The 26,170-nt window shown below is 57.3% G+C and carries 22 protein-coding genes; 17 read left to right on the forward strand and 5 right to left on the reverse strand.

Annotated features, from left to right (window positions below):
• Positions 1-140 precede the first annotated feature (140 nt).
• Entirely contained in the window at positions 141-1,136 is a 996-nt protein-coding gene (locus HALTITAN_RS07905) for a tRNA dihydrouridine synthase (protein ID WP_233974418.1), read from the reverse strand.
• Positions 1,137-1,295: 159 nt separating this feature from the next.
• On the opposite strand from HALTITAN_RS07905, the gene HALTITAN_RS07910 reads away from it, so the two are divergent.
• The 3 genes from HALTITAN_RS07910 to HALTITAN_RS07920 all read left to right on the forward strand — a co-directional run bounded on the left by HALTITAN_RS07910 (position 1,296) and on the right by HALTITAN_RS07920 (position 4,792).
• Entirely contained in the window at positions 1,296-1,553 is a 258-nt protein-coding gene (locus tag HALTITAN_RS07910) for an OadG family protein (RefSeq protein WP_022519963.1), read from the forward strand.
• A gap of 91 nt (positions 1,554-1,644) precedes the next feature.
• Positions 1,645-3,459: a sodium-extruding oxaloacetate decarboxylase subunit alpha gene (gene oadA / locus HALTITAN_RS07915; protein ID WP_039858724.1), complete on the forward strand. Its 1,815-nt coding sequence runs from the start codon at positions 1,645-1,647 to the stop codon at positions 3,457-3,459.
• 10 nt (positions 3,460-3,469) lie between these two features.
• A complete protein-coding gene (locus HALTITAN_RS07920; protein ID WP_009286784.1) occupies positions 3,470-4,792 on the forward strand; it encodes a sodium ion-translocating decarboxylase subunit beta in 1,323 nt (440 codons plus the stop codon).
• Positions 4,793-5,022: 230 nt separating this feature from the next.
• Here the strand turns inward: HALTITAN_RS07920 and HALTITAN_RS07925 are convergent, their stop codons facing one another.
• Both HALTITAN_RS07925 and HALTITAN_RS07930 read right to left on the reverse strand, forming a co-directional pair.
• A complete protein-coding gene (locus tag HALTITAN_RS07925) occupies positions 5,023-5,649 on the reverse strand; it encodes an IMPACT family protein (protein ID WP_039858726.1) in 627 nt (208 codons plus the stop codon).
• Positions 5,649-6,029, reverse strand: coding sequence for a LexA family protein (locus tag HALTITAN_RS07930; RefSeq protein ID WP_027957354.1), 381 nt, complete (start codon positions 6,027-6,029; stop codon positions 5,649-5,651). The genes HALTITAN_RS07925 and HALTITAN_RS07930 overlap by 1 nt, the downstream gene beginning before the upstream one ends.
• Before the next feature lie 197 nt (positions 6,030-6,226).
• Here HALTITAN_RS07930 and ccmA point away from each other — a divergent pair, with 197 nt between their 5' ends.
• The 13 genes from ccmA (at position 6,227) to HALTITAN_RS07995 (ending at position 22,057) form a co-directional block, all read left to right on the forward strand.
• Positions 6,227-6,847, forward strand: a complete 621-nt coding sequence (ccmA, locus tag HALTITAN_RS07935) for a cytochrome c biogenesis heme-transporting ATPase CcmA (RefSeq protein WP_039858729.1) — start codon at positions 6,227-6,229, stop codon at positions 6,845-6,847.
• A gap of 284 nt (positions 6,848-7,131) precedes the next feature.
• Positions 7,132-7,800, forward strand: a complete 669-nt coding sequence (ccmB, locus tag HALTITAN_RS07940) for a heme exporter protein CcmB (RefSeq protein ID WP_223828158.1) — start codon at positions 7,132-7,134, stop codon at positions 7,798-7,800.
• A gap of 14 nt (positions 7,801-7,814) precedes the next feature.
• Positions 7,815-8,582, forward strand: a complete 768-nt coding sequence (locus HALTITAN_RS07945) for a heme ABC transporter permease (protein WP_009286787.1) — start codon at positions 7,815-7,817, stop codon at positions 8,580-8,582.
• On the forward strand, positions 8,582-8,773 hold the full coding sequence (gene ccmD / locus HALTITAN_RS07950; RefSeq protein WP_022519956.1) for a heme exporter protein CcmD: 192 nt from the start codon (positions 8,582-8,584) through the stop codon (positions 8,771-8,773). The genes HALTITAN_RS07945 and ccmD overlap by 1 nt, the downstream gene beginning before the upstream one ends.
• Positions 8,770-9,279 (forward strand): cytochrome c maturation protein CcmE, encoded by a 510-nt coding sequence (gene ccmE / locus HALTITAN_RS07955; protein ID WP_022519955.1) that lies wholly within the window; start codon positions 8,770-8,772, stop codon positions 9,277-9,279. Before ccmD ends, ccmE begins: the two co-directional genes overlap by 4 nt.
• Positions 9,280-9,331: 52 nt before the next feature.
• Positions 9,332-11,365, forward strand: a complete 2,034-nt coding sequence (locus HALTITAN_RS07960) for a heme lyase CcmF/NrfE family subunit (protein WP_022519954.1) — start codon at positions 9,332-9,334, stop codon at positions 11,363-11,365.
• Positions 11,362-11,889, forward strand: coding sequence for a DsbE family thiol:disulfide interchange protein (locus HALTITAN_RS07965; RefSeq protein WP_009286789.1), 528 nt, complete (start codon positions 11,362-11,364; stop codon positions 11,887-11,889). Before HALTITAN_RS07960 ends, HALTITAN_RS07965 begins: the two co-directional genes overlap by 4 nt.
• Positions 11,880-12,350 carry a cytochrome c-type biogenesis protein gene (locus HALTITAN_RS07970; protein ID WP_039858734.1) on the forward strand — a complete coding sequence of 157 codons (471 nt, stop codon included), beginning with the start codon at positions 11,880-11,882 and terminating at the stop codon, positions 12,348-12,350. Before HALTITAN_RS07965 ends, HALTITAN_RS07970 begins: the two co-directional genes overlap by 10 nt.
• Positions 12,347-13,585: a c-type cytochrome biogenesis protein CcmI gene (gene ccmI / locus HALTITAN_RS07975; RefSeq protein ID WP_039858736.1), complete on the forward strand. Its 1,239-nt coding sequence runs from the start codon at positions 12,347-12,349 to the stop codon at positions 13,583-13,585. Before HALTITAN_RS07970 ends, ccmI begins: the two co-directional genes overlap by 4 nt.
• A gap of 24 nt (positions 13,586-13,609) precedes the next feature.
• The gene (smc, locus tag HALTITAN_RS07980) at positions 13,610-17,104 is read left to right on the forward strand and encodes a chromosome segregation protein SMC (protein WP_039858738.1); all 3,495 of its coding nucleotides are present in this window, start codon (positions 13,610-13,612) and stop codon (positions 17,102-17,104) included.
• A 640-nt stretch (positions 17,105-17,744) separates the two neighbouring features.
• Complete coding sequence (gene zipA, locus HALTITAN_RS07985) at positions 17,745-19,568, forward strand: cell division protein ZipA (RefSeq protein WP_039858740.1); 1,824 nt, start codon at positions 17,745-17,747, stop codon at positions 19,566-19,568.
• A 168-nt stretch (positions 19,569-19,736) separates the two neighbouring features.
• The gene (ligA, locus tag HALTITAN_RS07990) at positions 19,737-21,782 is read left to right on the forward strand and encodes an NAD-dependent DNA ligase LigA (RefSeq protein WP_009286790.1); all 2,046 of its coding nucleotides are present in this window, start codon (positions 19,737-19,739) and stop codon (positions 21,780-21,782) included.
• Complete coding sequence (locus HALTITAN_RS07995) at positions 21,782-22,057, forward strand: YheU family protein (protein WP_022519947.1); 276 nt, start codon at positions 21,782-21,784, stop codon at positions 22,055-22,057. The genes ligA and HALTITAN_RS07995 overlap by 1 nt, the downstream gene beginning before the upstream one ends.
• A 501-nt stretch (positions 22,058-22,558) precedes the next feature.
• On the opposite strand, the gene mnmC is transcribed toward HALTITAN_RS07995, so the two are convergent.
• Together mnmC and HALTITAN_RS08005 are read right to left on the reverse strand one after the other, a co-directional pair.
• Entirely contained in the window at positions 22,559-24,568 is a 2,010-nt protein-coding gene (gene mnmC / locus HALTITAN_RS08000; RefSeq protein WP_009286791.1) for a bifunctional tRNA (5-methylaminomethyl-2-thiouridine)(34)-methyltransferase MnmC2/FAD-dependent 5-carboxymethylaminomethyl-2-thiouridine(34) oxidoreductase MnmC1, read from the reverse strand.
• Positions 24,569-24,726: 158 nt separating this feature from the next.
• On the reverse strand, positions 24,727-25,026 hold the full coding sequence (locus HALTITAN_RS08005; protein WP_022519945.1) for a YciI family protein: 300 nt from the start codon (positions 25,024-25,026) through the stop codon (positions 24,727-24,729).
• Between the two features lie 144 nt (positions 25,027-25,170).
• On the opposite strand from HALTITAN_RS08005, the gene HALTITAN_RS08010 reads away from it, so the two are divergent.
• The gene (locus HALTITAN_RS08010) at positions 25,171-26,091 is read left to right on the forward strand and encodes a PHP domain-containing protein (RefSeq protein WP_039858745.1); all 921 of its coding nucleotides are present in this window, start codon (positions 25,171-25,173) and stop codon (positions 26,089-26,091) included.
• Positions 26,092-26,170: the final 79 nt, after the last annotated feature.

The raw sequence follows: 26,170 nt of genomic DNA on the forward strand, positions 1-26,170 counted from the left end.
TTTTCTGTTTCCAGTCTGACCGCCAGTTTCTAGCCTGACCGGAAGTCGCTCGCGCCCCGGTCTTGCGATCGTTTGTAGCGCCCCCACTTTGCGGTAGGGCGCTTTTTTTTGCCTGTTAAAGGGGTGGTGCGAAAGAAGGGCTAAGCCATTGCAGCTTGCTGTTCGTCGACAACAAGGCTGTCGAGCAGTTGGTCTAACTCGGTGATGCGCTTTACGCGCTGAAAATTCTGTTCAGCTTCACTGCTGCCTTGGCGCATTTGGGCAAGCCACTGCTTTACCAGAGAGACCACGACGCGGTCGGGTAGCTTTTGACGCTGTAGAGCGGCGTATTCTTTGAGCACGTTGGCGCGCATCGCCCAGTTACTCTCAGGTAGCCGCTCGCCGGTTTGCAGCCAGTGGCGAATGCGTGGCGCCAGCCAAGGATCGGCCAGGGCGCTCCGTCCCAGCATCACGTCGCGACACCCTGACAGGGTGCGGGCTTTCCAGTAATCTTCCAGTGTCCAGATATCGCCGTTGGCGACCACGGGGATGCTCACTTGGCGGCGAATTTTGCCGATCCACTCCCAGTGTGCCGGTGGGCGGTAGCCCTCGTCTCGGGTGCGTGCATGAACGACCAGCTGTGCTGCTCCGCCCGCTTCGGTGGCTTGGGCGCAGGCCACCGCTAAACGGCGATTAGCGAAGCCCAGGCGAATCTTGGCGGTCACCGGGATTTCCCCCTCTAAAGCGTCGTGAACGGCTTTAACCGCCTTATAGACGCGATCAGGCTGGCGTAACAGCGAGGCGCCGCCATCGTGCCGGTTAACCAGTTTGGCAGGGCAGCCGAAATTAAGATCGACGCTCACCGCGCCCAGGCTAAGCGCCTGGCGCGCGTTAGCCGCCAGGGCGACTGGGTCAGAGCCCAGTAACTGTAAATGCACGGGAATGCCGCTTGGTGTGGCCACAGGCGGTTGCGCAAGCTCGGGGCAGTGTTTATAAAACACTCTTGGCGGCAGGCGCGCATCGACCACACGTACAAACTCGGTGACCGTCCAGTCGAACCCGGCATGCCGGGTCAGCAGATCACGAGTCAGGGCGTCGATTACCCCTTCCATCGGGGCTAGGCCGATTCTGCCGTTTTGTAGTAAATTAACAACCATGACTTCCACTATCGCGCCATTGCATTCTATTCTGAGTGTGGCAGGTTAGTGCATTCCCCTTACTGCGCCAAGCGCCTTTCACCGTATTGGCGTCATGATGTGCGTAAAAATGGTACTTGAGCTGTGCTTCAAGACACCGGGCTTCAAGGAGATCGCTTTATGCAGGATCTAGAACTATTGCAAGAAGGGCTGGCGTTGATGGCGCTCGGTATGGGCGTAGTGTTTGTTTTTCTTACTGTTTTGGTCATTAGCGTTACGCTGATGTCGAAGCTTGTTGGGCGTTTTCAGCCCGCTCCTGTGGCTGTTAATACGGGCAATAAATCGTCGCCATCTTCGGGTTCCTCTGCGCAAAATGACGAGGTCATGGCGGTGATCAGTGCTGCAGTGCATCGTTATCGCTCAAGCCGGCGTCGTTAACTTTCTCGATTTTTTTCATTTTGGCCCTCTTGTGGCTATTTTTTTGTTATTTTTACTACAAACTTACAACTCTCTACTGTGAGCCATGACAATGAACGAAATAAAACGCCCTCTAGGCATTACTGATGTCGTGCTGCGCGATGCCCATCAATCGCTATTCGCTACACGTATGCGGCTGGACGATATGCTGCCGATCGCCGAAAAACTGGATCGCGTTGGCTATTGGTCGCTGGAAACCTGGGGTGGGGCCACTTATGACGCCTGTATCCGCTATTTGGGCGAAGATCCGTGGGAGCGCATTCGTGCATTAAAAGAGGCTATGCCCAATACGCCTCAGGCCATGTTGCTACGTGGTCAGAACCTGCTGGGCTACCGCCACTACGCCGATGACGTTGTCGATAAGTTTGTCGAGCGGGCGAAAACCAACGGCGTTGATGTCTTCCGTGTTTTCGATGCCATGAATGACCTGCGCAATTTAGAGCGCGCCATTCAGGCGGTGCGTAACGTCGAAGGTCACGCCCAGGGCACCATCTCTTACACCGTGAGCCCGGTACATACCCTGGATAGCTGGGTTGATCTCGCCAAAACCATTGCTGGCTTAGGCGCAGATTCATTGGCTATCAAGGATATGGCGGGGCTACTGACGCCCTATACGGCCTTCGATCTGGTCACCCGGCTCAAGAAAGAGCTATCGATTCCGGTGCACCTGCACTGCCACGCCACCACCGGCCTCTCTACCTCAACCATTTTGAAGGCAGTGGAAGCAGGCATTGATAACGTCGATACCTCGATCTCGTCCATGTCGATGACCTACGGTCACAGCCCCACCGAGTCAGTGGTGGCAATGCTGAAAGACACCGGCCGCGATACCGGTCTGGATCTTGAACTGCTGGAAGATATTGCCGGTTACTTCCGCGAAGTACGCAAGAAGTACGCCGCCTTTGAAGGCTCGCTGCGCGGCATTGATTCGCGCATCCTGATTGCTCAGGTGCCCGGCGGTATGCTGACCAACATGGAAGGCCAGCTCAAAGAGCAGGGCGCGGGCGATAAGCTGGACGATGTGCTAAGCGAGATTCCCCGCGTGCGCGAAGATCTTGGCTTTATTCCGCTGGTGACGCCCACTTCGCAAATCGTCGGCACCCAGGCGGTCATGAACGTGATGATGGGCGAGCGCTACAAGTCGATCTCCAAGGAAGTTCAGGCGCTGCTCAAAGGTGAATATGGTGCTGCCCCAGCACCCTTCAACGCCGAATTGCAAAAGCGCGTCTTGGAAGGCGGCGAGCCGATTACCTGTCGCCCGGCGGATAACCTCTCACCGGAAATGGATAGGCTGGCTGCCGAACTGAAAGAAAAGGCTAGCGCTGAAGGCATTCGCTTGGCCGAAGGCAAGCGCGAAGTAGATGATGTTCTGACCTACGCGCTGTTCCCGCAGATCGGCTTGAAGTTCCTTAAAAACCGCGACAATCCCGACGCCTTTGAACCTGCCCCCCAGGCAACTGACGCAAGTGCTGAAAAGACACCCGCCAAGGTGGAAAGCAAAGAGCCGGTGGCTAGCAGTGGCCCGGAGACCTATACCGTTAAGCTCAACGGTAAAGCCTTCGTGGTGGAAGTGTCTGAAGGTGGTGAACTGGGCGAAGTGCAGGAGCAAACGGCGGCCAGCACTGGCGCCCCCAGAGAGGAAGTGTCTGCACCCACTGGTGAGAGCATTGATGCGCCGCTGGCCGGCAATATCTTCAAGGTTAATGTTCGCCCTGGCGATAAAGTCGCTGAAGGGGATGTGGTGATCATTCTTGAAGCGATGAAAATGGAAACCGAAGTGCGTGTCAGTATCGCAGGCACTGTGTCTAAGGTTAACGTCAGCGAGGGCGACAGCGTAGCCGTAGGCGATGCGCTGATCGAGCTCTAAGGGCCCAGTAATGGATAAATTAGTAACGTTATGGGAAGGCTCTGGGCTATATAACCTTGAGCTTGGCCAAGCCGTCATGATCATGGTGGGGCTACTGCTGCTTTACCTGGCCATTTATAAGAAGTTTGAGCCGCTGCTGCTGGTGCCGATTGGCTTTGGCGGCATTCTGGCCAATATTCCCGAAGCAGGGTTGGCGATTTCAGCGCTAGACCAAGCGATCGAGGTGGCGAAACCCGCAGTGCTACAGCAGATGGCGGCAGCGCTGGGCGCGACGCTGGATCCGTTAGCGAATGCGGAAGCCTGGCGTGAATCGTTAAAAGTAATAGCCCACGATGGCGTCGCACCGGATCAGGTGCGCGCCGCACGTGATATCGCCGTGGGCGTCGGCTATAGCGATGGCATGCTTTACAACTTCTATAAAGTAGCAATTGGTTCAGGTATCGCCCCGCTGATTATCTTTATGGGTGTGGGCGCCATGACCGACTTCGGTCCGCTGCTGGCCAATCCGCGCACGCTGTTTTTAGGTGCAGCCGCTCAGTTTGGTATTTTTGCCACTTTGTTTGGTGCCGTGGCGCTCACCTCGATGGGCATCATGGATTTCTCGCTCAATCAGGCCGCCGCCATTGGTATTATTGGCGGGGCGGATGGCCCGACCTCCATCTACGTCTCCAGCGTGCTGGCGCCGGAGCTGCTGGGTGCTATCGCGGTGGCTGCCTACGCCTATATGGCGTTGGTACCGCTGATACAGCCGCCCATCATGCGTCTGCTGACCACCGATAAAGAGCGTCAAATCAAGATGACCCAGTTGCGGCCGGTCTCCAAGCTGGAAAAAATCATCTTCCCGCTGATGCTGCTGATTCTGGTCGCGCTGTTTCTGCCCGATGCGGCACCGCTACTCGGTATGTTCTGCTTTGGTAATCTGATGCGTGAGTGTGGCGTAGTCGAGCGCTTGTCGGATACCGCGCAAAACGCCTTGATCAATATCGTCACGATTATCCTGGGACTGTCGGTAGGCTCCAAACTGATGGCCGAGAGTTTCCTGGCATTTGAGACGCTGGGGATATTAGGTCTGGGTATTGTCGCCTTTGGTATCGGCACGGCCGCTGGGGTATTGATGGCCAAGCTGATGAACCTGGTGAGCAAAATGCCCATCAACCCATTGATCGGTGCCGCGGGCGTTTCCGCCGTGCCTATGGCAGCGCGGGTGGCGAATAAGGTGGGGCTGGAGTCCAACCCACATAACTTCCTGCTGATGCATGCCATGGGCCCCAACGTGGCGGGTGTTATTGGGTCGGCAGTCGCGGCCGGGGTAATGATTAAATACCTGGGTTAACTAGTCCTCTGCCATCAACGACATAGGGGTGTCATTGCGAACGCAGTGAAGCAATCTGGGGTTGGTTCTCAGGGTAGGCTTGAGATTGCTTCGTCGCAGGCTCCTCGCAATGGCCGGTGAGTGTCATCGCGAGCGAAGCGCGGCGATCTCGGTTTGTTTGCCACCGCAGAACGAGATTGCCGCGTCGCAAGCTCCTCGCAATGACATATGGGGCCCTTTCATCTGCTGCGTTATGCCTTTGGTGCAGAGAGAACCTCAATAGCACTCTTCAAGCGGTTTTCTAGCGGGGCAAGGTCAAGCGGGCAGTCCCGTGGCCAGCCAATGGTCAGGCGAACGCCATCACCATCGTAGTCGGCTTGCTCAATAGGGATGTCGTGCTCTTCGCACCAGGCGCGGGCAATCGCTTCATTGGCAAAAGTAAGGCGCAGGGTGTAGGTGTCGCGCTCAACCACTTCCCGGGTAGCGAGTGTCTCAAGGGCATGGCTAACCGCCTGAGCGTAGGCGCGGGCTAAGCCACCGGTGCCGAGCTTTGTACCGCCAAAATAACGAATGACCACACAGCCAATCTGGCCCAGTTGGCTCCCCTGGAGAACCTGATACATGGGGCGGCCAGCGGTGCCGCCAGGCTCGCCATCATCGGAAAAGCCAATCAGATTTTGCTCGCCGGGTGGCCCGGCAATGTAGGCAGTGCAGTGGTGGCTGGCATTAGGATGCGCGGTTTTCGCCGCATTCAGCAGAGTAGTGAATGCGTTGATATCGGGAGAGTGGCAGATCCAGGTGATAAATTGGCTCTTTTCTACTTCAATGTCAGCCGTGTGCCATGACCCTGTGGGTAACTCGGGAACCCGATAGCGCATTAATGCTCCGTAAAGGTAGTCTCACTTTTCACACCCATTACCATGCCGAGTACCTGAATATCCCGGTTGTGCAAAAATAGCGCTGGCTGCAAAGTATCTTCTGGCCATAGCTCTACGCCAAAGCGGCTGATAGAGAGCTGCCTCAAGGCGATCGTTTGCTGGTTTATTTCGGCAACGGCAGTTTCTGTCTGGGTATCGTGTTGATAGCGCCGGATAATAATGACATCGCCATCGAACAAGTTGCAATCACACAGTGCATTGCCACGCACTTTGAGTGCATAGGTATTGCGTCGGGTAATGCTAGGCGCCATTGCGTAAGGGCGCGGTGCCGGTTGTCTACGGCCAAACGTAACGGTAGGTGCTGCCATCGATAGGGTCATCAAAGAATCTCCATTGCATGTTCTTTCATACAGTGGTTTTCATTGTAGACCTGTTTTTGCATACAGTGCCAGAGATAATTGCTCTCACGACATATTGATGAAGATCACGCTGCGACCCAGCGCCGCATTGTGTGAGTGGCGAGAAAGGGGCTTTACGTGTAGAGTTCGACGCGAAATCAATATGCCAGGAGAGACGCTTGAGCCTGTGTCTACAAGCCCGCCAGCTTGCCTGTGAACGCGATGACCGCTGGCTGTTTCAAGGGTTGGATCTGGAGGTTCGCAGCGGCGAGATAGTGCGAATTGAAGGGCCCAATGGTAGTGGTAAAACCAGCCTTCTGAAAATTCTCTCCGGCCAGCTCAGTGACTACCAGGGCGAACTGTTCTGGAATGGCGCTGCGATGAACGAAGCACGTGAACATTTTCTCGCGAATCTGCTCTATTTAGGACACGCACCAGGCATTAAATCAGGGCTTTCACCGTTAGAGAATTTAGCCTGGTACCAGGCCTTAAGCGGGGAAAGCGGTAATGAAGAGCAGCGCCTGGAAGCTCTTGAACGGGTTGGGTTGGCAGGCTTTGAAGATGTGCCCGCAGGGCAACTCTCGGCAGGCCAACAGCGCCGTGTTGCCCTGGCGCGCTTAACGTTAACGCCGCGCGCCCTATGGGTACTGGATGAGCCTTTTACCGCGATTGATCGCCACGGCGTCGCTGATCTAGAAAGACAGCTGGTTGCCCACGCTCAGGCGGGGGGCTGCGTGTTAGTAACGACACACCACGAGTTAACCGCTTCACCGTTGCTCAGACGGATATCCCTAGGGTAGAAAGCAGGACTGTCTCAATTGGAAATAGCGGCTTAAATAACGCTCGACAGCGTGGTGCCAGGGGAGGTTGAAGCGAGGGTCTTTTGTCATGGATGACAAAAGTAGCGCCCAGGGAGGGGTTTACAGCGCCCTCGCGGAAACCTCCACTGGGCACCGATGCTTGTATGGTAGAGGAGAAAGGGTTGCACAGCTCTTTACATGGCTCTTCAAATAGCTCTTCACAAAGCTCGGAGACCACCCAACAGGTTTCAGCAGTGCCACTGCGTGAGCATAATGGTGGGTTAATGACCGCAGTGAAGGCCACGCTCGTGCGTGACTTAACGCTATTGCTGAGACGTCGTGGCGAAGTGCTCAATCCACTGGTGTTTTTTGCCCTGGTGATCACGCTGTTCCCGATCGCTATTTCGCCCGACCCTGAGCTGTTAGCGGTGATTGCTCCAGGTTTGCTGTGGGTCGCAGCTTTGTTAGCCGCGCTGCTTTCATTAGACAGCCTGTTTCGTAGCGATTATGACGACGGTAGTCTGGAGCAACTGCTATTGGCGCCGCAGCCGTTAGTCGCGCTAAGTTTGGCCAAAGTGGCCGTGCATTGGCTGCTGACAGGCCTACCGTTGGCGCTGATGGCGCCGATATTGGGTATTATGCTGGCGCTGCCGGCGGGCAGCTACGCCGTGCTGGCGCTGTCGCTTGCCCTGGGTACGGCAAGCTTGAGTTTGATTGGCGCCATCGGTGCGGCGTTAACCGTTGGCTTGGCACGGGGTGGAGTGCTGCTCTCGCTACTGGTGCTGCCGTTGTATATCCCGGTGCTCATTTTTGGCGCAGGCGCGGTGCAGGCGGCCATTTTTGGAGAGGGTGTCTCCGCACACCTGGCTATCCTGGGCGCGCTGCTCGCCGCCTCACTCATGTTGGCGCCGTGGGCGATTGCCGCATCGCTGCGTATCAGTATTAACGGTTAAGGACAGGACACGCTATGTGGGCCTTTATACATAAGCTGGGATCACCCAAGTGGTTCTACGGCATTAGTGCCAAATTACAGCCCTGGTTTTGGGCCGCGGCGGCGCTGTTGATCGTCACTGGCTCGCTGTGGGGGTTGGCGTTTGCGCCAGCGGATTACCAGCAGGGTAATAGCTTCCGAATTATTTACGTCCATGTGCCGGCGGCCTTTTTGGCTCAGTCTATCTTCATTGCCATGGCGGTTTCCGGCCTGGTGTTTATGGTCTGGAAAATTAAAGTCGCCGATATGGCAGCGGCGGTGATGGCGCCTCTTGGCGCAGCTATGACCTTTGTCGCGCTGTTTTCCGGTGCCGTATGGGGTGTGCCCACTTGGGGAACCTGGTGGATGTGGGATGCACGGCTAACGTCAATGCTGATCTTGCTGTTTTTGTACTTGGGCGTAATTGCTCTGCGTGGGGCTTTTACCAGCCGCGATAGCGCCTCACGGGCAGCCTCGGTGCTGGCCATGGTGGGGGTGATCAATATTCCCATCATCAAATACTCGGTGGACTGGTGGTACACCCTGCACCAGCCCGCTTCATTTACGCTGACCTCGCGCCCGGCCATGCCTACTGAAATGTGGCTGCCTCTGGTCATTATGGTGCTGGGTTTCTACTGCTTTTTCATTGCCTTAACGCTGATGCGCACACGCAGTGAAATTTTGCGCCGCGAAGCTAACAAGCGCTGGGTACAGGAATTGGTGACCGGCCAAGTGGTGAAAGTACCGGCAGAGGAGGCTCGCTAATGGCGTTTGACTCATTTTCCGAATTTCTCGCCATGGGTGGTCACGCGCCTTATGTGTGGTCTGCCTGGGGCGTGACAGCGCTACTGCTGCTCGCCACCGTATGGCATGCGCGTGCTGAACAGCGCCAATTGATCAAAGGCTTGAAACGCCGTGCAAGACGCGCAAACAGCGCAAGGGGAAACGCCCAATGACGCCTAAACGTAAACAGAAACTCTTTATTATCCTGGGCCTTGTGTCGCTGGCCGCGATTGCCGTGGGGCTGACCCTGTACGCACTGCGCGCTAACATCAATCTGTTTTTCAGCCCGGTACAGATCGCCCAGGGCGACGCGCCCATGGAGCGGCAGATTCGCGCCGGTGGCATGGTGAAAGAGGGTTCAGTATCCCGTGACCCCGAGAGCCTGGACGTCGAGTTTGTCGTCACCGATTACGTTGATGACCTGGAGGTCTACTACAGCGGCATTCTGCCCGACTTGTTCCGCGAAGGCCAAGGCGTGGTGGTGATCGGAGAGCTTCAGGCCGATGGTCGTTTGTACGCCGATAAAGTGCTTGCGCGCCACGATGAGAACTATATGCCCCCTGAAGTCGCCCAGGCACTTGAAGAGGCGGGCTATTCGCCAGCCGACTACCAGGCCAAAGCCGCGGAAGTGGGTAAACGCCTGGACGAAGAAGGCGTACCCCAAGCAAGCGAATACTAAGACCCACCGTTTAACCGCCTTGCCTTACCGCCAGTGCTGGTTCGGAGCGCACATGTTTATCAAAATGATTCCTGAAATTGGCCACTTTGCCCTCATTATCGCGCTGCTGATGGCGGCGGTGCAGGCCGTGATGCCGCTGGCCGGTGCCGCCACCCGGCGCCCGCTGTGGATGGCCTATGGTCAGCCCATGGCGGTGGGGCAGTTTGTGTTTATTGCCATTGCCTACGCCTGTTTGACCGCCAGCTATATGCTGGACGATTTTAGCGTGGCGAACGTGGCCAACAACTCCAACTCGCTGCTGCCCTGGTACTACAAGTTCAGCGCGGTGTGGGGCAACCATGAAGGGTCGGTGCTGCTGTGGAGCTTTATGCTCGCGGGCTGGGGGTGTGCGGCCAGCCTGTTTACCGGCAACCTGCCGCGGGATATGGTCGCGCGAGTAATGGGCGTGATGGGTATGGTTTGCGTCGGCTTCTTACTGTTTATTCTGATGACATCGAACCCCTTCGAGCGGCTACTGCCCGGTATGCCCCAGGATGGCGCCGACCTTAACCCGCTGTTGCAAGACTTCGGGCTAGTAGTGCATCCGCCGATGCTCTACATGGGCTATGTGGGCTTTTCCGTGGTCTTTGCATTTGCCATTGCAGCGCTGATGGGCGGTCGTTTAGACGCGGCCTGGACGCGCTGGGCAAGGCCCTGGACGAATCTGGCCTGGGCATTCCTGACCGTGGGTATCGCGTTAGGCAGTTGGTGGGCCTATTACGAGCTTGGCTGGGGTGGCTGGTGGTTCTGGGATCCGGTCGAAAACGCTTCACTGCTGCCCTGGCTGACGGGAACCGCACTGGTTCACTCACTCGCGGTCACCGAGAAGCGCGGCTCGTTTAAAAGCTGGACCGTGCTGCTGGCGATCTCGACCTTCTCGCTGTCGCTAATGGGCACTTTCCTGGTTCGCTCTGGGGTGCTGACCTCGGTGCATGCGTTCGCTAACGACCCGGCCCGCGGTTTCTTTATCCTGATGCTGCTGGCCATTACGGTAACGCTGTCGCTGCTGGTGTTTGCCCTGCGCGCTCCGCGGGTAAGTCATAAGGTGGGGTTTAACTGGCTCTCCCGGGATGCGCTGCTGCTGGTTAATAATATCTTTCTGGTGATTATGACCGTCACCGTGCTACTGGGTACCGTCTATCCGCTGATTCTGGATTCTCTGGGGCTGGGGAAAATCAGCGTGGGCCCGCCTTACTTTAATACCCTGTTTGTGCCGCTTACCGTGTTGATGTGTATCTTTATGGGGCTTGGCTCGGTAACGCGCTGGAAGAGCATGGCGGCACGGGATCTGATTCGTAAACTGTGGTTAGCAGGTGTGGCCGCATTGGTGATCGGCATATTAATGCCGCTGCTGTACCGTGGCGAGTGGAACCTGTTTGTCTCCCTGGGCATTGTCTCTGCACTCTGGATTGTGCTGCCGATGGTGCGCGATGTATTCGATAAAACCCGCCACGCCAGTTCGTTTTTGGCCGGTGTTCGTAAGCTCTCCCTGGCTTATTGGGGCATGGTGCTGGGGCACGTAGGTGTTGCGGTCACTATCGTCGGCGTGACGGTAGTGTCCAACTACAACATTGAGCGCAACGTGCGCATGTCGCCGGGCACCACGGTCGAAGTCGCGGGCTATCAGTTCACCATGACCGAGTTAACCGAGCGTCGTGGCGCTAACTTCCTGGCGGATACCTCGATTCTACAAGTGCAGCGCGGCGACTCAGGCAGCAGCTTTACCATGCGGCCCGAAAAGCGTCTCTACCTGGCCACCGGTATGCCGATGACGCAAGTGGCCCTGCGCCCAGGGCTGTTCCGCGACCTCTATGTCGCCATGGGTGAGAACCTGGGCGATGGCAGTTGGGCAATGCGGGTGCAGTATAAGCCGTTCGTCCGTTGGCTCTGGCTGGGCGCACTGCTAATGGCGTTTGGCGGTGTATTGGCGGTGCTCGACAAGCGCTACCGCCGTACCGCATCCACCCGTGAAGCGCCCAAAGTGGCTAGCCAGGATGATAGTACTCAGAACAGTACTCAAAATGGCGCACGGGAGGCCACGGCATGAAGCGACGGCTACTGCTATTACTGTTGCCGGTGTGTTTTTTAGCCCTGGCGCTGTTCTTTTACCAAGGCCTCTCGCTGGACCCCTCCCAGCGGGATTCAGCGCTGATGGCGCGGGATTTCCCGACCTTTGAAGCAAGCACGCTGCGTGATGAGAATCGCCGCGTTGACCAAACGCTGTTAGAGGGTGAAGTGACGCTGGTGAATGTGTGGGGCGAGTGGTGTCCGGCCTGTAAGCAGGAGATGCCGCAACTGCTGGAACTGGCTGATAACGACATTCGCATGGTCGGGGTCAACTACCGCGATACCCGCGAGAAAGGCATGCAGTTTCTCAGCGAATTTGGCGATCCGTTTGAAGTTAATATTTTTGATCCGGAAGGCGAGCTAGGGTTTGATCTTGGCGTCTACGGCGCCCCGGAGACATTCCTGGTCGATGCCGACGGGGTCATTCGCTATCACCATAAAGGCTACGTATCACCGCAAGACGTGCGCGAGCGAATTCTTCCGGAGGTGGAAAAATGGCGCTAATGCGAACCATGGCAGCGCTACTACTGCTGGTCATAGCGTTTGGTGCAGCGGCAGGTGGTATCGAACTGCGCGAATTTGACGACCCGGTCATGGAGAAGCGCTATCACGATTTAACCGCCTCCATGCGCTGCCCACTGTGTGAAAACCAAGCCATAAACGATTCCGATGCACCCATTTCGGCAGATATGCGTGAGCGGGTTTATCAACTGTTGCAAGACGGGCAGTCGGATATCGAAATTATCAACCATATGGTGCAGCGGTTTGGTGAATATATTCTCTACAACCCGCGTTTAGAGAGCCGTACCTACCTGCTTTGGGGCTTGCCCATCGCCCTGGTGTTGCTAGGTGCAATGGTGGTTGTGCTGATGATTCGCGCCCGCCGTAACGCCTCTGCTAAAGCGTTGAGCGCCGAAGAACGCCAGCGCATAGACGCGCTGACTAACCGTAAGGGGTCTTCATGACGCTGCTCTGGATAGCCATTGCCATTCTACTGCTCCCCGCGCTGTGGCTGCTGGTTTCGCCGCTAAGAAACGCGCGTGCCCTGCATGACCAGCAGCGCGATTTTGAAGCCAACGACACTTCCGCCGAGCAGAACGTGGCGATTTTCAAGCGCCGCTTGGCGTCACTGGAAGCGGCTCTTGAACGCGGCGACATAGATGCCGCACGCTTTGAGGAAGACCGGCTGGAACTCGAGCGCAGCCTGCTGGAAGACACTGCTTTTCGCGAGCGTCGGCCGCTAAAGGCTGCCAGCGCCGGCCGTATTGTCGTGCCTGTGGTGATGCTCGCTGTGGTCGCTGTTAGCGTTATTTGGTATCAGCAAAAGGGCGCTGAGGGCGACCTGGTGCTACTGGCCGTGCAGCAAGAAGTGCAGAACGACCCTGATGGATCGCTTGCCATGTATATCGAGCGCATGGAGGAGCAGGCCGAACGCCAGCCGGATAATCCCAATGTGTGGAGCGAGCTGTTTCCGCTCTACCGTGAAACCGGACAAATGCCCAAGGCTGTGGACGCCCTGGAGCGCCTGATCGAGATTGAAGGGCGCATTCCACCGCTGCTTGCGCAGTTGGCGCAAATTCGTTTCTTTATGGCTGAGCGCGAGCTTACCGACGAAGTACAAGCGTTGGTCGACGAGACGTTGGAGCAGGATCCCCGCCAGCCCACCGTGCTGGGCTTGCTGGGCATTAATGCCTTCGACAACGGCGATTACGAGCAGGCTATTGACCACTGGCGCCGGGCGATTGCCAATATCGAGGATCCCAACACTGTGTCCTCGCTACGCGACGGCATTCGCGTGGCTCAGGAGCGATTGGGTATTGAACCCGAAGAAGCCGTCACCGAGGGCACCGGCATTCGTGTGCGTGTCTCGCTGGATGAAGAGCTCGTCGGGCGTGTGGATGGCGATGCCAGCGTCTTTATTACCGCCCGCGATATTGAGGGCGAGTTACCGCCCCTGGCCGTGGTGCGGGCACAGGTATCCGAGCTGCCTATGACCGTGACGCTAGATAACAGTGTCGCGATGTCTCCCCAGGCGCAAATATCCCAGGTACAGGAAGCCCGTTTAGTGGTGCGTGTTTCTCCTTCTGGCCAAGCAGCGCCCCAGCCCGGGGATCTGTTTGGTGACCTTGAGAGCGTCAGCATCGGGCCAATTGAAGACGACGAAGCGGCCGAAGTGGTGATTAACCGTGTCTTTGAATAATCGCAACAGGAACGCCGCTTCGGTATGCGCTTAACGTCGATTCGCTTAGTCGGGTTTAAGTCCTTTGTGGATCCCGTCACGGTGCCCTTTGATGGCAATATGACCGCCATCGTAGGCCCCAACGGCTGCGGTAAATCCAATATTATTGACGCCGTGCGCTGGGTAATGGGGGAGTCATCCGCCAAAACCCTGCGCGGCGAATCCATGGCCGACGTTATCTTTAACGGCTCCACCGGCCGTAAACCGATCAGCCAGGCGTCCATAGAACTCAAGTTCGACAACCGCGATGGCGGCATGGGCGGCGTTTACGCCCAGTATGCGGAAATTGCCGTTAAGCGCTTGGTCACCCGCGACGGACAATCCAACTACTTCTTTAATGGCCAGAAATGCCGTCGGCGCGATATCGCCGACCTGTTTATGGGTACCGGCCTGGGGCCGCGTTCCTACGCGATTATCGGCCAGGGGATGATCTCGCGGTTGATCGAAGCCCGCCCCGACGACCTGCGCTCGACGCTTGAAGAGGCCGCGGGTATCTCCAAGTACAAAGAGCGCCGCCGGGAAACCGAAAACCGCATGCGGCGAACCCAGGAGAACCTGGAGCGTCTGGACGATATTCGCGAAGAGTTGGATAAACAGCTAGAGCGCCTCAAACGTCAGGCCGAAGCCGCCAAGCGCTACCAGGATCTCAAGGAACAGGAGTATCGGCTCAAGGGCGAGCTGGCGCTGCTGCGCGGGCGTGCCCTGCGTGCCGAGCAATCGCATCAAGAGAGCCGCGTCCGCGAATTGGAAATAGCGGTAGAAAAAGATGTCTTCGGTGTCCGCCAGTGCGAAACCCGCCTGGAGCAGGCCCGGGAGCAGCACGACGAACTTTCTGAGGTGCTCGATCGCCATCAGCAGCAGTTCTTTGAAACCACTACGCGCATCGCCCGTTTAGAACAGGATCAGGCCCACCGGCGTAGCCGTGAAACCCAACTGGCCAGCGACATCGCCACGGCTCGGCGCGAATTGGACGAGCAGCGCCGCGTTAGTGAAGGCGATCAGGAGCGTTTAGCCGCCATTGACGAGCGCTTTGAAGATTTACTCCCCGAACACGAAGCGCTGGAGGAGCAGCTCGAAAGCCTGGAGCAGGCGTTGTCCGACGCGTCTCCCGCGCTGGAAGCCGCCGAGCAGCAGTGGGCCGATGCCGAAACCCGCTGGCGGGATGCCAGCCGCGATGCGGATCGCAGCCAGGATCAGTTGCGCGACCTTGAACAGCGTATTCAGCGCTTACAGGCGGAAAATCAGCGCCGCCGTCAGCAGCGCAGCGAGGTAGCCGATCTCACCGCGCTGCGTGAAGAGCACGCTGTGTGCCAGGCGCAGTTGACCGAGGCCGAGGAGCAGTCGGAAGGTTTTCAAACCCAGCGGGATCAATGGCAGCAGCGCTACGGCGATGCTAAAGCAGCCTACCAGCAGGCCACTCAGACGCGGGACAATCAGCGCGCTGAACTCAGTCAGCGCCAGGGGGAGTTAGCCTCACTTCAAGCGTTGATTGATGCCGCCCTGGTGGATCACGATCCTGCTATTGGCACGACCTTGGAAGCGTATGGTTTAGCGGATGCCCCCCAACTGGGTGAAGCACTGCAGGTTGAGCCCGGCTGGGAAACGCTGGTGTCCTGGCTGCTCGCGCCCTGGCTCAATGCCCGCCTGGTGAACCGCCACCAACTGGCCGCTTTACCTGAAGCCTTAGCCACGGAGTGGCGGCTGATTGATCAAACACCACCCGCCGCCTCAACCTCTGGCCAGCGATTAGACAGCTTGGTCAAAGGCGCCGGTGCGTTGGGTGAATGGTTAGCGAGCATTCACTATACGCAAACGGCAGAACAAGCGGAGGCGCAGGTAGCGCACCTCGCACCTGGCGAAAGCGTGGTAAGCCAGGATGGCGTTTGGCTGGGCCGCGGCTGGCTGAACCAGCAGGCCAACGGCGAAGGTATCGACGGGCTGCTATTAACGCGCCGCCGCTACGCCGAACTGACCGCCCAGCGCGAAAGCGAAGAAGAAGCGCTGGCGCTGGCAGAAGCGCAGTGTGAAGCGGCCAGTGAAACCATTGAAACCCTGGAACAGGCCCGTGAACAGCAGGCCGAACAGGAGCGCGCCCACGCCGCCACCCTGCAACAGCTGGCGGTAAAAGAGCGCAGCCTGGCCCAGCGCTTGGAACATCTGGAGAGTCGCGCCACTGAACTCGATGAAGAGCTTGCCCAGCTGCAAGAAGATGAGGCAGAGTTAGCGCTTACCATCGACGAGCAGCGTGCCCGCTGGCATGTGGCGATGGAACAGTTGGAAAGCGCGGCGCAAGCGCGGGAAACCAGCGCCGAACAGCGCAACCGGCAGCGTGAAGCGCGTGACCAGTTGACCCAGCAGCACGCCCCGCTCAAAGCGCAGCAGCAGGCGCTGGCGCTGGAGCGTGAACGCTTGAGTGCCGAGCGCGATAGTCTGCGCTCACAGCAGGCGCGTTCAAGTGACTCTGAAGAGCGGCTCTCGCTGCGGATTGCCGAGCTGGAAGAGTCACGGGAAATGCTGATCGAACCCGACGAGCTGGCCGGTGAAGAGCTTGAGGAGCTGCTTCATCAGCGCGAGCAGCAGGAAGGGCGCTTAAACGCCACTCGTCAGCAGGCTCAGGCACTGGCAGAACAGCTGCGTAACGATGAACTTGCCCGCCAGCAGCACGAGCGCAACCTGGAACAGAGCCGCGAGCAGCTCCAGCAGCGGCGCATGGACGTGCAGGCGCTGGCGCTTAAAGCCACCACCCAGGATGAGCAGCTAGCTGAGCTTGGTCATAACGTCGAGACTCTTGCCGAACAGTTACCCCAGGAAGCGACGGAAACCCGTTGGCAGGAACGCCTGGAAAGCACCACGGATAAAATTCGCCGCTTGGGGGCGATCAACCTCGCTGCCATTGAGGAGTACGACCAGCAGGCCGAGCGGCGAAATTATCTGGAAGCGCAGCATGCTGAGCTGACCGAAGCGCTGGAAACCCTCGAAAGGGCGATTAAGCGTATCGATCAAGAAACCCGTGTGCGTTTCCGCGAAACCTTTGATCAGGTGAACACTGGGCTACAAACCCTTTTCCCTCGCGTATTCGGCGGCGGTGCTGCATGGCTAACGCTAACCGGCGATGATCTGTTGGAAACCGGCGTGGCGATTATGGCCCGCCCGCCGGGTAAGAAGAACAGCACCATTCATCTGCTCTCGGGCGGCGAGAAGGCGCTGACTGCGCTGTCGCTGGTATTTGCGATCTTTCAGCTTAACCCCGCGCCGTTCTGTATGCTGGATGAAGTCGATGCCCCCTTGGATGACGCCAACGTGGGCCGTTACGCCAGGCTGGTGAAAGAGATGTCTGAAAACGTTCAGTTTATCTACATCACCCACAACAAGATTGCCATGGAAGCCGCCGAGCGCTTGATGGGTGTCACCATGCAAGAGCCCGGCGTATCGCGGTTAGTCTCGGTGGGTATTGAAGAAGCGGCGGCGCTGGTCGATTAAACTAACTCCCTATCCTACCAAGCAGCAGTGAAAGCATTCTGATTGAGACCTGGGAGAACGAAGACTAAGCAGCAGAGTTCTTGGAAGAGCACTTCTGTTGAGAGCGTTTTTCCAAGGAGGCTATTGTCGAAAGCAGAGTTAGCGAAAGCACTATTGGCGATAGTAGAGTGAGCAAAGCTGAAGCGGCAAACGCCAAGTAGATAAACTTTTTGTTGGAAAAATGCGTAAAAAAATGTCCTAAAGCGTTCTTCTTAACTATATTAACCCTACTAATAGCGCGCTTGAGATGGTTAAACGGCTTATAGAGGCAATACGCAATGGCGGGTGTGTCGGTTGTCAAAACGGCTTTTCTTGCTTCTCGGATTCCTTTATAAAGCTATTTATAGATGTTAGATCTAATGATTGCGGCACTTTTGTTTGAAGTTAAGGTCAGATTTCTCTGGCCTAAAGAGAGGCAGAATTCTGCCATGGCGTGAAAATCGCGTTAAATGCAGCAAAAATTGGCCCTTTTGGTAGTAATCGCGCTATGCTTGGCTTTATTGATAGCAGGTAATTATTCAATAGCCGTTACCTATATTCAGGCATGACATTTTAGACACCGTGCCTTAGCAACCGGCAAGACGACCATGGAACGTTCGACATGGAACTAAGAGAGTGGCTAATCATTTTAGGGCTGGCGTTGGTATCGCTCATCGTTATTGACGGTGCGCGAAGACTTCAACGGCAGCGTCGTGTACCCCGTCTGGATCAGGCGGAGAAAGACCTATCCGGGAGTTCGCTAGATGATCCCGAGGAGGCTGCTAAAGCTGCGGAGATCAATTGGGAACTTCCTAATGGCGGTGCTCGAGTTGTTAAACCCGCAGACTATAGTGGCTTAGGTAATAAACCAAAGTTAGAACGTCAAGAGCATCCTGGGCCTTCTAGAGTGCTTTCAGAGTTTAGACGTTCCGCCTCTGCTAAAGCCGCCAAGCGCAAAGCTGATAAGGCAGATAAACTCGATAAAGCAGCATCAGTTGCTAAGCCAGCACCAAGCGTAGCCGTTAAGACAGAGCCGCCAGTCACTTCTGCGGCGACGTCTTCTGCTAGTTATGCTGCCCACAATGCGCCCACTGAACATGAGCGCCGCGAGCCCAGTATCTCAATGACTGACTCTGCACAAACTGGCTCTCCTCAAACTGAGAGGCCGCAGGTCAAGGCGACAGTACCTTCGCAGCCGGAACCACAAAGCGAGCAGCCTGCGTATTCTGCTGCAACGCCTAGCTCTCCGGTGGCAGAAGAGAACGTTGAAGCGTCTCATCCTGCTGCTTCAGATGCTATCTCGTTCACCGCCAGTGACGCAGCTGCCACTGAAACAGACAGCGAAATGGCGGCACAGCCTCGCACTCAGCAGGAACCAGAGCACACCCAGGAGCCTGTGCTGCGGGCTGAGCCAGAAGATGCAGTATTTGCTAAACACGCCAATGAGCATTCGCCGAAACGGCGTCAGTTGCGTTCTGATACCGCGGGCGAATACGACGAGTTGGATGATGACGAAGTTGATGAGTATCGCCTGGTCGACTTTGAAGGCATGGGGCGCTCGCTGAAGCGTCGTTTGATTGCGCGGCGTAAAGAGAAGCAGCGCAAAAAAGCTGAGAAAGCGGTGCGTGATCAAGCCTTGGCCCAACAGAAGGCCGAGCGCAAGGCGCTGGAAGCAGAGCAGAAGCGTGAAGCCAAAGAGGCCGCTGACGCAGAGCGTGCCCGCCTTGCTCAAGAGCAGGCCCAAGCTCGTGAAGAAGCGGCTGCCGCCGAAAGGCTAGCCGCCCAGCAGCATGCTGCCGATGAAGAGGCGCGTCGCTACGCAAGCCATGAGTATGCAGCCCACGAAGAAGGTTTTGAAGAAAGCTTCGAGGCAGACGCTTACGACGGCCAAACGGCCGGCGAGCGTGGGATGAACGAGCGAGTCCGCGTACACCCAACGTTAGAAAAAGCTCTGCGCCATGATGTGAACGGTGAACACGCTAAAGAGACGCTGTCCAATGCCGAAGAAGTCGTGGTGATTAGCGTTCTGTCCCGTGATCCAGAAGGCTTCGATGGCACCAAACTACTTGAGCTGATGATGGTGTGCGGTTTGCGCTACAGCAGTGAAATGGGTGTTTTCCACCGCTTTGAAACCGAGAGCGATGCTAGTGAGCTTCAGTTCTCGATGGTGAATGTGGTTAAACCGGGTACTTTCCCCATTGAAGAGATGGGTGAGTTTATGACGCCCGGTATCACGCTGTTGATGCCGCTACCTGGCGCCATCGATAGTGCCGCTGCCTTTGAGGCGATGGTAGAAACCGCCATGGTGGTGGTTCGCCATATGGGCGGCGAGCTAAAAGACGAAAACCGCAGCGTGATGACCGCACAAACGATCGAATTTGCCCGCCAGCGGGTGCGTGAGTTTGAGCGCCGCCATCGCCTGCATCGTCAACTGCAAGCCCGCTAATCGTCGCCTACTAACCGACGAAGCAGCACTTGCTGTGAAACACCCGCCTTCTTGCCAGGAGGCGGGTGTTTCTGTTCAATACGCTGTTGTTTTGTCATTTTTTATGTTTTTGAAATTTAGCTTTTGCGTTTTCGCTGCCGATTTTAGCTAGTACTGGAACCCACCCCAATGAGTCAGTCTGATTCTCAATCTCTGGAAGAGATTAACCAACTGCGGGCCGCCCTGGACGAGGCCAACTACCGTTACTACGTGCTGGATGAACCGACGCTGACGGATGCCGACTATGATCGTAAATTTCAGCGTTTACAGCAGTTGGAGGCTGAGCATCCGGAGTTGGTCACTCCCGATTCACCCACTCAGCGTGTGGGCGCTGCCCCTGCGGATGGCTTTCCATCGGTGGCCCACGCTATCCCCATGCTGTCGCTAGATAACGCCTTTAGCCGTGACGATATCCTCGCCTTTGCTGAACGGGTGGCCGAACGCCTCGAATGCACGGCAGACGGTCTTGAGTTTACCTGCGAGCCAAAGTTGGACGGCGCGGCCGTCTCGTTAGTTTATGAGCAGGGCATGCTGGTGAGCGGTGCGACTCGAGGTGATGGTCGCACCGGCGAAGGCATTACCTCTAATCTGCGCACGCTGCGCTCGGTACCGCTCAAGCTGATGGGTAAAAACGTGCCTGCGCTGTTAGAAGTACGGGGTGAGGTCATTATGCGCCATGCGGGTTTTGAAGCCCTGAACGAGCGCGCCCGGGAAGAGGGCAGCAAGGTCTTTGCCAACCCCCGCAACGCGGCGGCAGGCAGCCTGCGCCAGCTGGATCCACGCATCACGGCAAAACGCCCGCTAGAGTTTCACGCTTATCAAGTTGCCAGAATTGACATGGCTAATTTGGATGACAGTGTGATTCCCACTCATAGCCGCCAAATGGAAAGGCTAAAAGACTGGGGGTTTCGCGCAAGCTCAGAGTTGAAGGTGGTTAAAGGCCCCCAGGCCGTTGCCGATTACTGTGAACAGTTGGGCGAAAAGCGAGACGGTTTAGGTTTTGATATCGACGGCGTGGTCATCAAGGTAAACGATCTGCGCCACCAGCGTGAACTGGGTTTTGTTGCCCGCGCGCCGCGCTGGGCGGTGGCGTTTAAGTATCCGGCTCAGGAAGAGGTCACCACGCTTAACGATGTGGAGTTCCAGGTTGGCCGTACCGGCGCCATTACCCCCGTGGCGCGTCTTGAACCAGTCACCGTGGCGGGTGTGACGGTGTCTAACGCGACGCTGCACAACGCTGATGAGATCAAACGCTTGGATGTCATGATCGGCGATACGGTGTCGATTCGCCGGGCCGGCGATGTGATTCCTCAAGTCGTGAGCGTGCATACCGAGCTGCGACCAGCGGATGCAAGGGAGATCATTTTTCCCGAACATTGCCCGGTGTGCGGTTCGGATATCGAGCGTATTGAAGGTGAAGCGGTAGCTCGCTGTTCGGGGGGCCTTTACTGTGCGGCGCAGCGTAAAGAAGCGCTCAAGCATTTCGCCAGTCGCAAAGCGCTGGATATTGACGGCTTGGGCGAAAAGTTGATCGTGCAGTTAGTTGATTTGGGCTGGGTAGAAACGCCGGCGGCGCTGTTTCACTTGTCTGTCGAACAGCTTCAAAGCCTGCCGCGTATGGGCGAGAAATCAGCCACCAACTTGGTCAACGCGCTTGAAACCGCTAAATCGACTACGCTGGCGCGGTTTATTTACGCCTTAGGCATTCGTGAAGTAGGCGAGGCGACGGCGGCCAATCTCGCCAACCACTTTGGTACCCTTGAGGCCATTCAAGCCGCTGAGTTGGAAGCGCTGGAAGCGGTCAACGATGTTGGCCCGATTGTGGCCGCCCATGTGCATACTTTCTTCCGCCAACCGCACAACCAGGAAACCATTGCCGCGCTGATTGATGCGGGCATTACCTGGCAGGAGGCGGAAGTCACCCAAGGCCCTACGCCGCTGGAAGGCCAGACCTGGGTGCTCACCGGCTCATTGGAGAGTATGACCCGCGATGAGGGCAAAGCACGCTTGCAGGCGTTGGGTGCTAAGGTGGCGGGTAGTGTATCGAAGAAGACTACCTGCCTGGTCGCAGGCGAAGCGGCGGGCAGTAAACTTACCAAAGCTGAACAGATGGGCGTGGAAGTCGTGGACGAAGCCACCTTTATCGAACGTTTGGCAGAGTGGGAGCAGCGTTAATGAGCCGTTTTATTGAAGTACCCGCCCGAATGCTGCCGCCGGACACCCTCAATGCCCTGCTGGAGGCGTTTGTGACCCGCCAGGGCTACGACACCACTGATACCACGGGCGAGGGCATGCACGGCTGGGTAGCCGAACTGAAAAAGCAGCTTGAGCGCAATGAGCTGATTATCGCCCACGACCTTGAATTAGAAATGACCGAAGTGATGACCCTGGCTCAGTGGCGCTCGTTTGGGCGCGATGTCGCCGACGACGAAGAAGAGGGCGATATTTAGCCTCATCTTGCGAAAAGCCTCCCAATATGTCGTTGCGAGGAGCGCAGCGACGCGGCAATCTCAGCCTGTCGGGGCACCCACCCCAGATTGCTTCACTTCGTTCGCAATGACGCCTATGTGTCATTGCGAGGAGTGAAACGACGAAGCAATCTTTGCTGGCATTGGCAGGCAAACCCGAGATCGCCGCGCTTCGCTCGCGATGACAAAAGAATGTTGTAGCCAGGCGCCCAGCCAATGTGTCATTGCGAGGAGTGAAACGACGAAGCAATCTTTGCTGGCATTGGCAGGCAAACCCGAGATCGCCGCGCTTCGCTCGCGATGACAAAAGAATGTTGTAGCCAGGCGCCCAGCCAATGTGTCATGGCGAGAGTGAAACGACGAAGCAATCTCAACCTGTCGGGGGCCCCACCCCAGTTTGCTTCACTGCGTTTGCAATGGCACCCCATATAATGAGGCGGAGTACTTCGCAGTGACAAAAAAGAGCTGTTACCCGGTTTTCTATTAAGCATTCTCGCCACGAATAATCGCACTAATAATCCGCCGCCCCGGATGCAGATGATCGACCAGCGGCGCTTCTAGTGGCATTGGTTCATCGCAGATTCGTGAGGCGATTACCTCGGCACAAAGCGGCGCGCTGGCGAGCCCCCTTGAGCCGTGGGCGGTGGATATCCACAGGCCTGGATGATGCCTGCCAGGTATCTCCGCCACGCGGGTGGCATCTTTGCTCAGCAGCGAATAATCCGTTCGCCATGCTTCTGCCACCGGCACCGGCCCAGCGTAAGGGGTTTTGTCGGGGCTTGCTGCACGCACGGCGGCACGGCCCTTAAGGTTCTCAGGGCTCAGCTCAATGCCTGCCTTTTCCAACGCCTCTACCAGCGCGGGCAGCGTCTGGCGCAGCTCATCGATATTGCGCTGATGGTCGTCATCCGTCACATCAGTTGTCGCATTGTTGGGTACAAAGCTAGCCCCGAAGGTCAGCACACCCTCTAAAGCGGGCGCCACATAGCCGCCAGCACAGACGACGCGTTTAGGGCCCGCCACCTCATCGGGTAGCGTTATCTCGCTAATCTGGCCGCGCACCGACTGTAGCGGTAATTCCGCCGTTTGCGTAAAGCGGTTAGCCAAATGCGCGCTGGCAATCACCACCTGATCCGCCCCCAGCGTACTGCCATCGGCCAAGTTGAGCTGCCAGCCGTTTTCTAGTTGGGTAAGGGAGCTAACGTCGCCTTGCTGCAAGCTAATGCCTGGTTGGCTAAGCAAGTACTCACACAGCGCCTTAGGCCTTACCCACCCCGCCTGTGGATAATAAAGCCCGTGGGGGGCAGTGAGGGGGATTGCTGCCGTTTCGGTTAACGCCGGGTTCTCCATGCCCGTGACGACATCAGGTGGCAGCGGGTGTTGCTCGATAAAACGCTGCTGGCGGCGCGCCTCCTTATCGCTGCTTGCCAACTGCACCACGCCGCAGGGCTGCCATAAGCTTTGGGGGGAATTTTGCTGCGTTAACCAGCGCTGGCTGTACAACAGCCCGGCAAGATAAACCCGGCTTTGGTGATTGGTCTCGGCGGCAAGCTTTACATATAGCGCGCCCTGGCGATTACCCGAACCGCCCGCACCGGGTGCTTCGCGCTCCACCACTGTCACCTTAATGCCCCGCCGTGCCAGCGCTGCCGCTACGCTGCTTCCCGCCAACCCGGCGCCGACTATCACAACGTGCTTGGCCGGTGCCGTAGGCGGTGGGATAAACCAGGGAGTGGCCTGGCGGCGGTGATCCGCTGGTGGAGCTTCGATACTGCCCGCTAGCATTTCCCGCTTGCGGCCATAGCCCGGCACTTTCTTCCAGTTAAAGCCCGCCGCTTTCAGGCCCCGCTTAACGATGCCTGCGCAGGTAAAAGTGGCGAAAGTCGCGCCGGGGTGTGAACGGGCGGCCATGGCGTTAAACAATTCAGGCTGCCACATATCGGGGTTTTTAGAGGGCGCAAAGCCGTCTAAAAACCAGGCGTCGACCTGACCGTCCAACTGCTCCAGGCGCTCAGTGGTATCGCCGAAATGCAGATCAAGAGTGACACGATCGGTTAAGTGCAGGCGGTGAATACCGCTAACGGCGGTGGGCCACTGTCCGCAGAGCGCCTGTGCATAAGTCGCCAGCGAGGGCCAGCTCGCTAATGCTTGTTCAAGGGCAGCTAGCTCAAGGGGAAACTTCTCTGTGGATAACAGGTGCAGTCGTGCAGAAGAAGGGGCATGTTGTTCAAAACAGGCCCAGGCGCAGAGCATATTGAGCCCGGTGCCAAAGCCGGTTTCGCCAATCACAAAGGGCCGCGCGGCTTCCCAGGCGGTAAAGCGTTCGGGCAGGTGGTTGGCACCCAGAAATACATGTTCGGTCTCTGCGCGCCCATCGCCACGGGTGAAATAGATGTCATCAAACGCTGTTGCGTGGGGGGCTCCCTCGTTCCAGGTAAGGGTTGGCGTCGTTAATGCCGCAAGCGGTGGCAAAGCGTTTGAACGTTGGGTCACGCAGGTATCCGTATTGATGAACAGGTGGTTAAAAAATGATCAATTTGTTAGCGCTGGCGTTATCTCTGGCTTAGCGCAAAGCGTCCGCCGGGTTTGCACAGAGTTTTCCACAGGCTCTGTGAAAAAGCCGACGAACCCTCCATACTTGCCTATTGGCGTCAAGGCATAACTTTCTTGAACGGCTTAACAATTACCTTGGCATACACCCCTGCAATAATGTATGGGTCAGCGTCGGCCCACGCCTTGGCGTCTTCCAGGCTGTCGAATTCCGCTACCACCAAGCTGCCGGAAAAGCCTGCATCACCAGGATTTTCAGCGTCGATGGCAGGGTGAGGGCCAGCCAGTACCAGGCGGCCTTCATCGCGCAGCGCTTCCAGGCGTGCCAAGTGGTCTGGCCGGGCCGCTAAGCGGCGCTCTAAGCTATTGGGTACATCTTCACTCATAATGGCATACAGCATTTGGGTATAACTCCTTGATAAGACGAGGATGCAAAGTGACCGTTAATTGACCGCACTGGCATAAGCGCGCACCATATCTTACCCATTGCGAAGGGTTCATTCACAGCTGAAAAGCGCATTCTGACAAACTGGCCACACGGCGTCATGCTTATGCCTCGACTTCCCACTACCTTTGATGCCGATCAGCGCTACCCAGTTGATTTGCACATGCACTCAACCGCTTCCGATGGCGCGTTAACGCCCACCGAGCTGGTAACCCTGTGTGCCGAACGCGGGCTGACGCACATGTCGCTCACCGATCACGATACCATGGACGGCATTGAAGAAGCGGGCCGCGCGGCGGAGCAAGCAGGGCTGTGTCTTATCCCCGGCTGTGAGTTATCCACACGCTGGCAGGGCGTCAATATCCATGTGGTGGCGCTGATGCCCGGTGGCTTGCAGGGGGCAATGGTGGAAGGCCTGATTCAGCAGCGTGAAGCTCGGATACAGCGTGCAGCAGTGATCGCCGAAAGGCTGGAAAAAGTCGGTTTATCCAACGCGCTGGAAAAAGCGCGCCTGCACGCTGGCAGTGACCGCCCGCTAGGCCGCCCGGACTTTGCCCGCGCGCTGGTAGCGGAAGGCGTGGTGCCCGACTGGGCCAGCGCCTTCAAGCGCTATCTGGGCAGCGGCAAAAAGGGCGATGTTAAAGCCCACTGGCCGGAAATCAGCGAAGCCGTGAGCTGGATTGTCGATTCCGGTGGTGTGGCCGTGATTGCCCATCCACTGCGCCACGGCTTAACCCGGCGCAAGCGAGGCCTGTTGATGGATACCTTCCAAGCGGCGGGCGGCCAGGCGGTTGAACTGGTCAGCGGCCAGCAGAACCCGGATAGCACCCGCGATCTGGCGCGTCAGCTAGTGGAGCGCGACCTTTACGCCTCTATGGGCAGCGATTTTCACTTCCCTGGCAGTCATGCGGCCCCCGGCAGCATGAGCCTAGTGCCGCGCACGGCGGCGCCCCCCATATGGCAGCATCCCCGGCTGCTGCACCTGCGCGATGCGTCACCCGGCCTGCTGGCGGTCGGTTAAATCACAGCCGGGTCATTGCAAAGCCCGGTCAGTTAAAAGCCAAGTCGGCTATGCTGTATAGGCAGTGCCTACGGACAGG

Source organism: Vreelandella titanicae BH1 (assembly GCF_000336575.1).
Classification (GTDB): domain Bacteria; phylum Pseudomonadota; class Gammaproteobacteria; order Pseudomonadales; family Halomonadaceae; genus Vreelandella; species Vreelandella titanicae.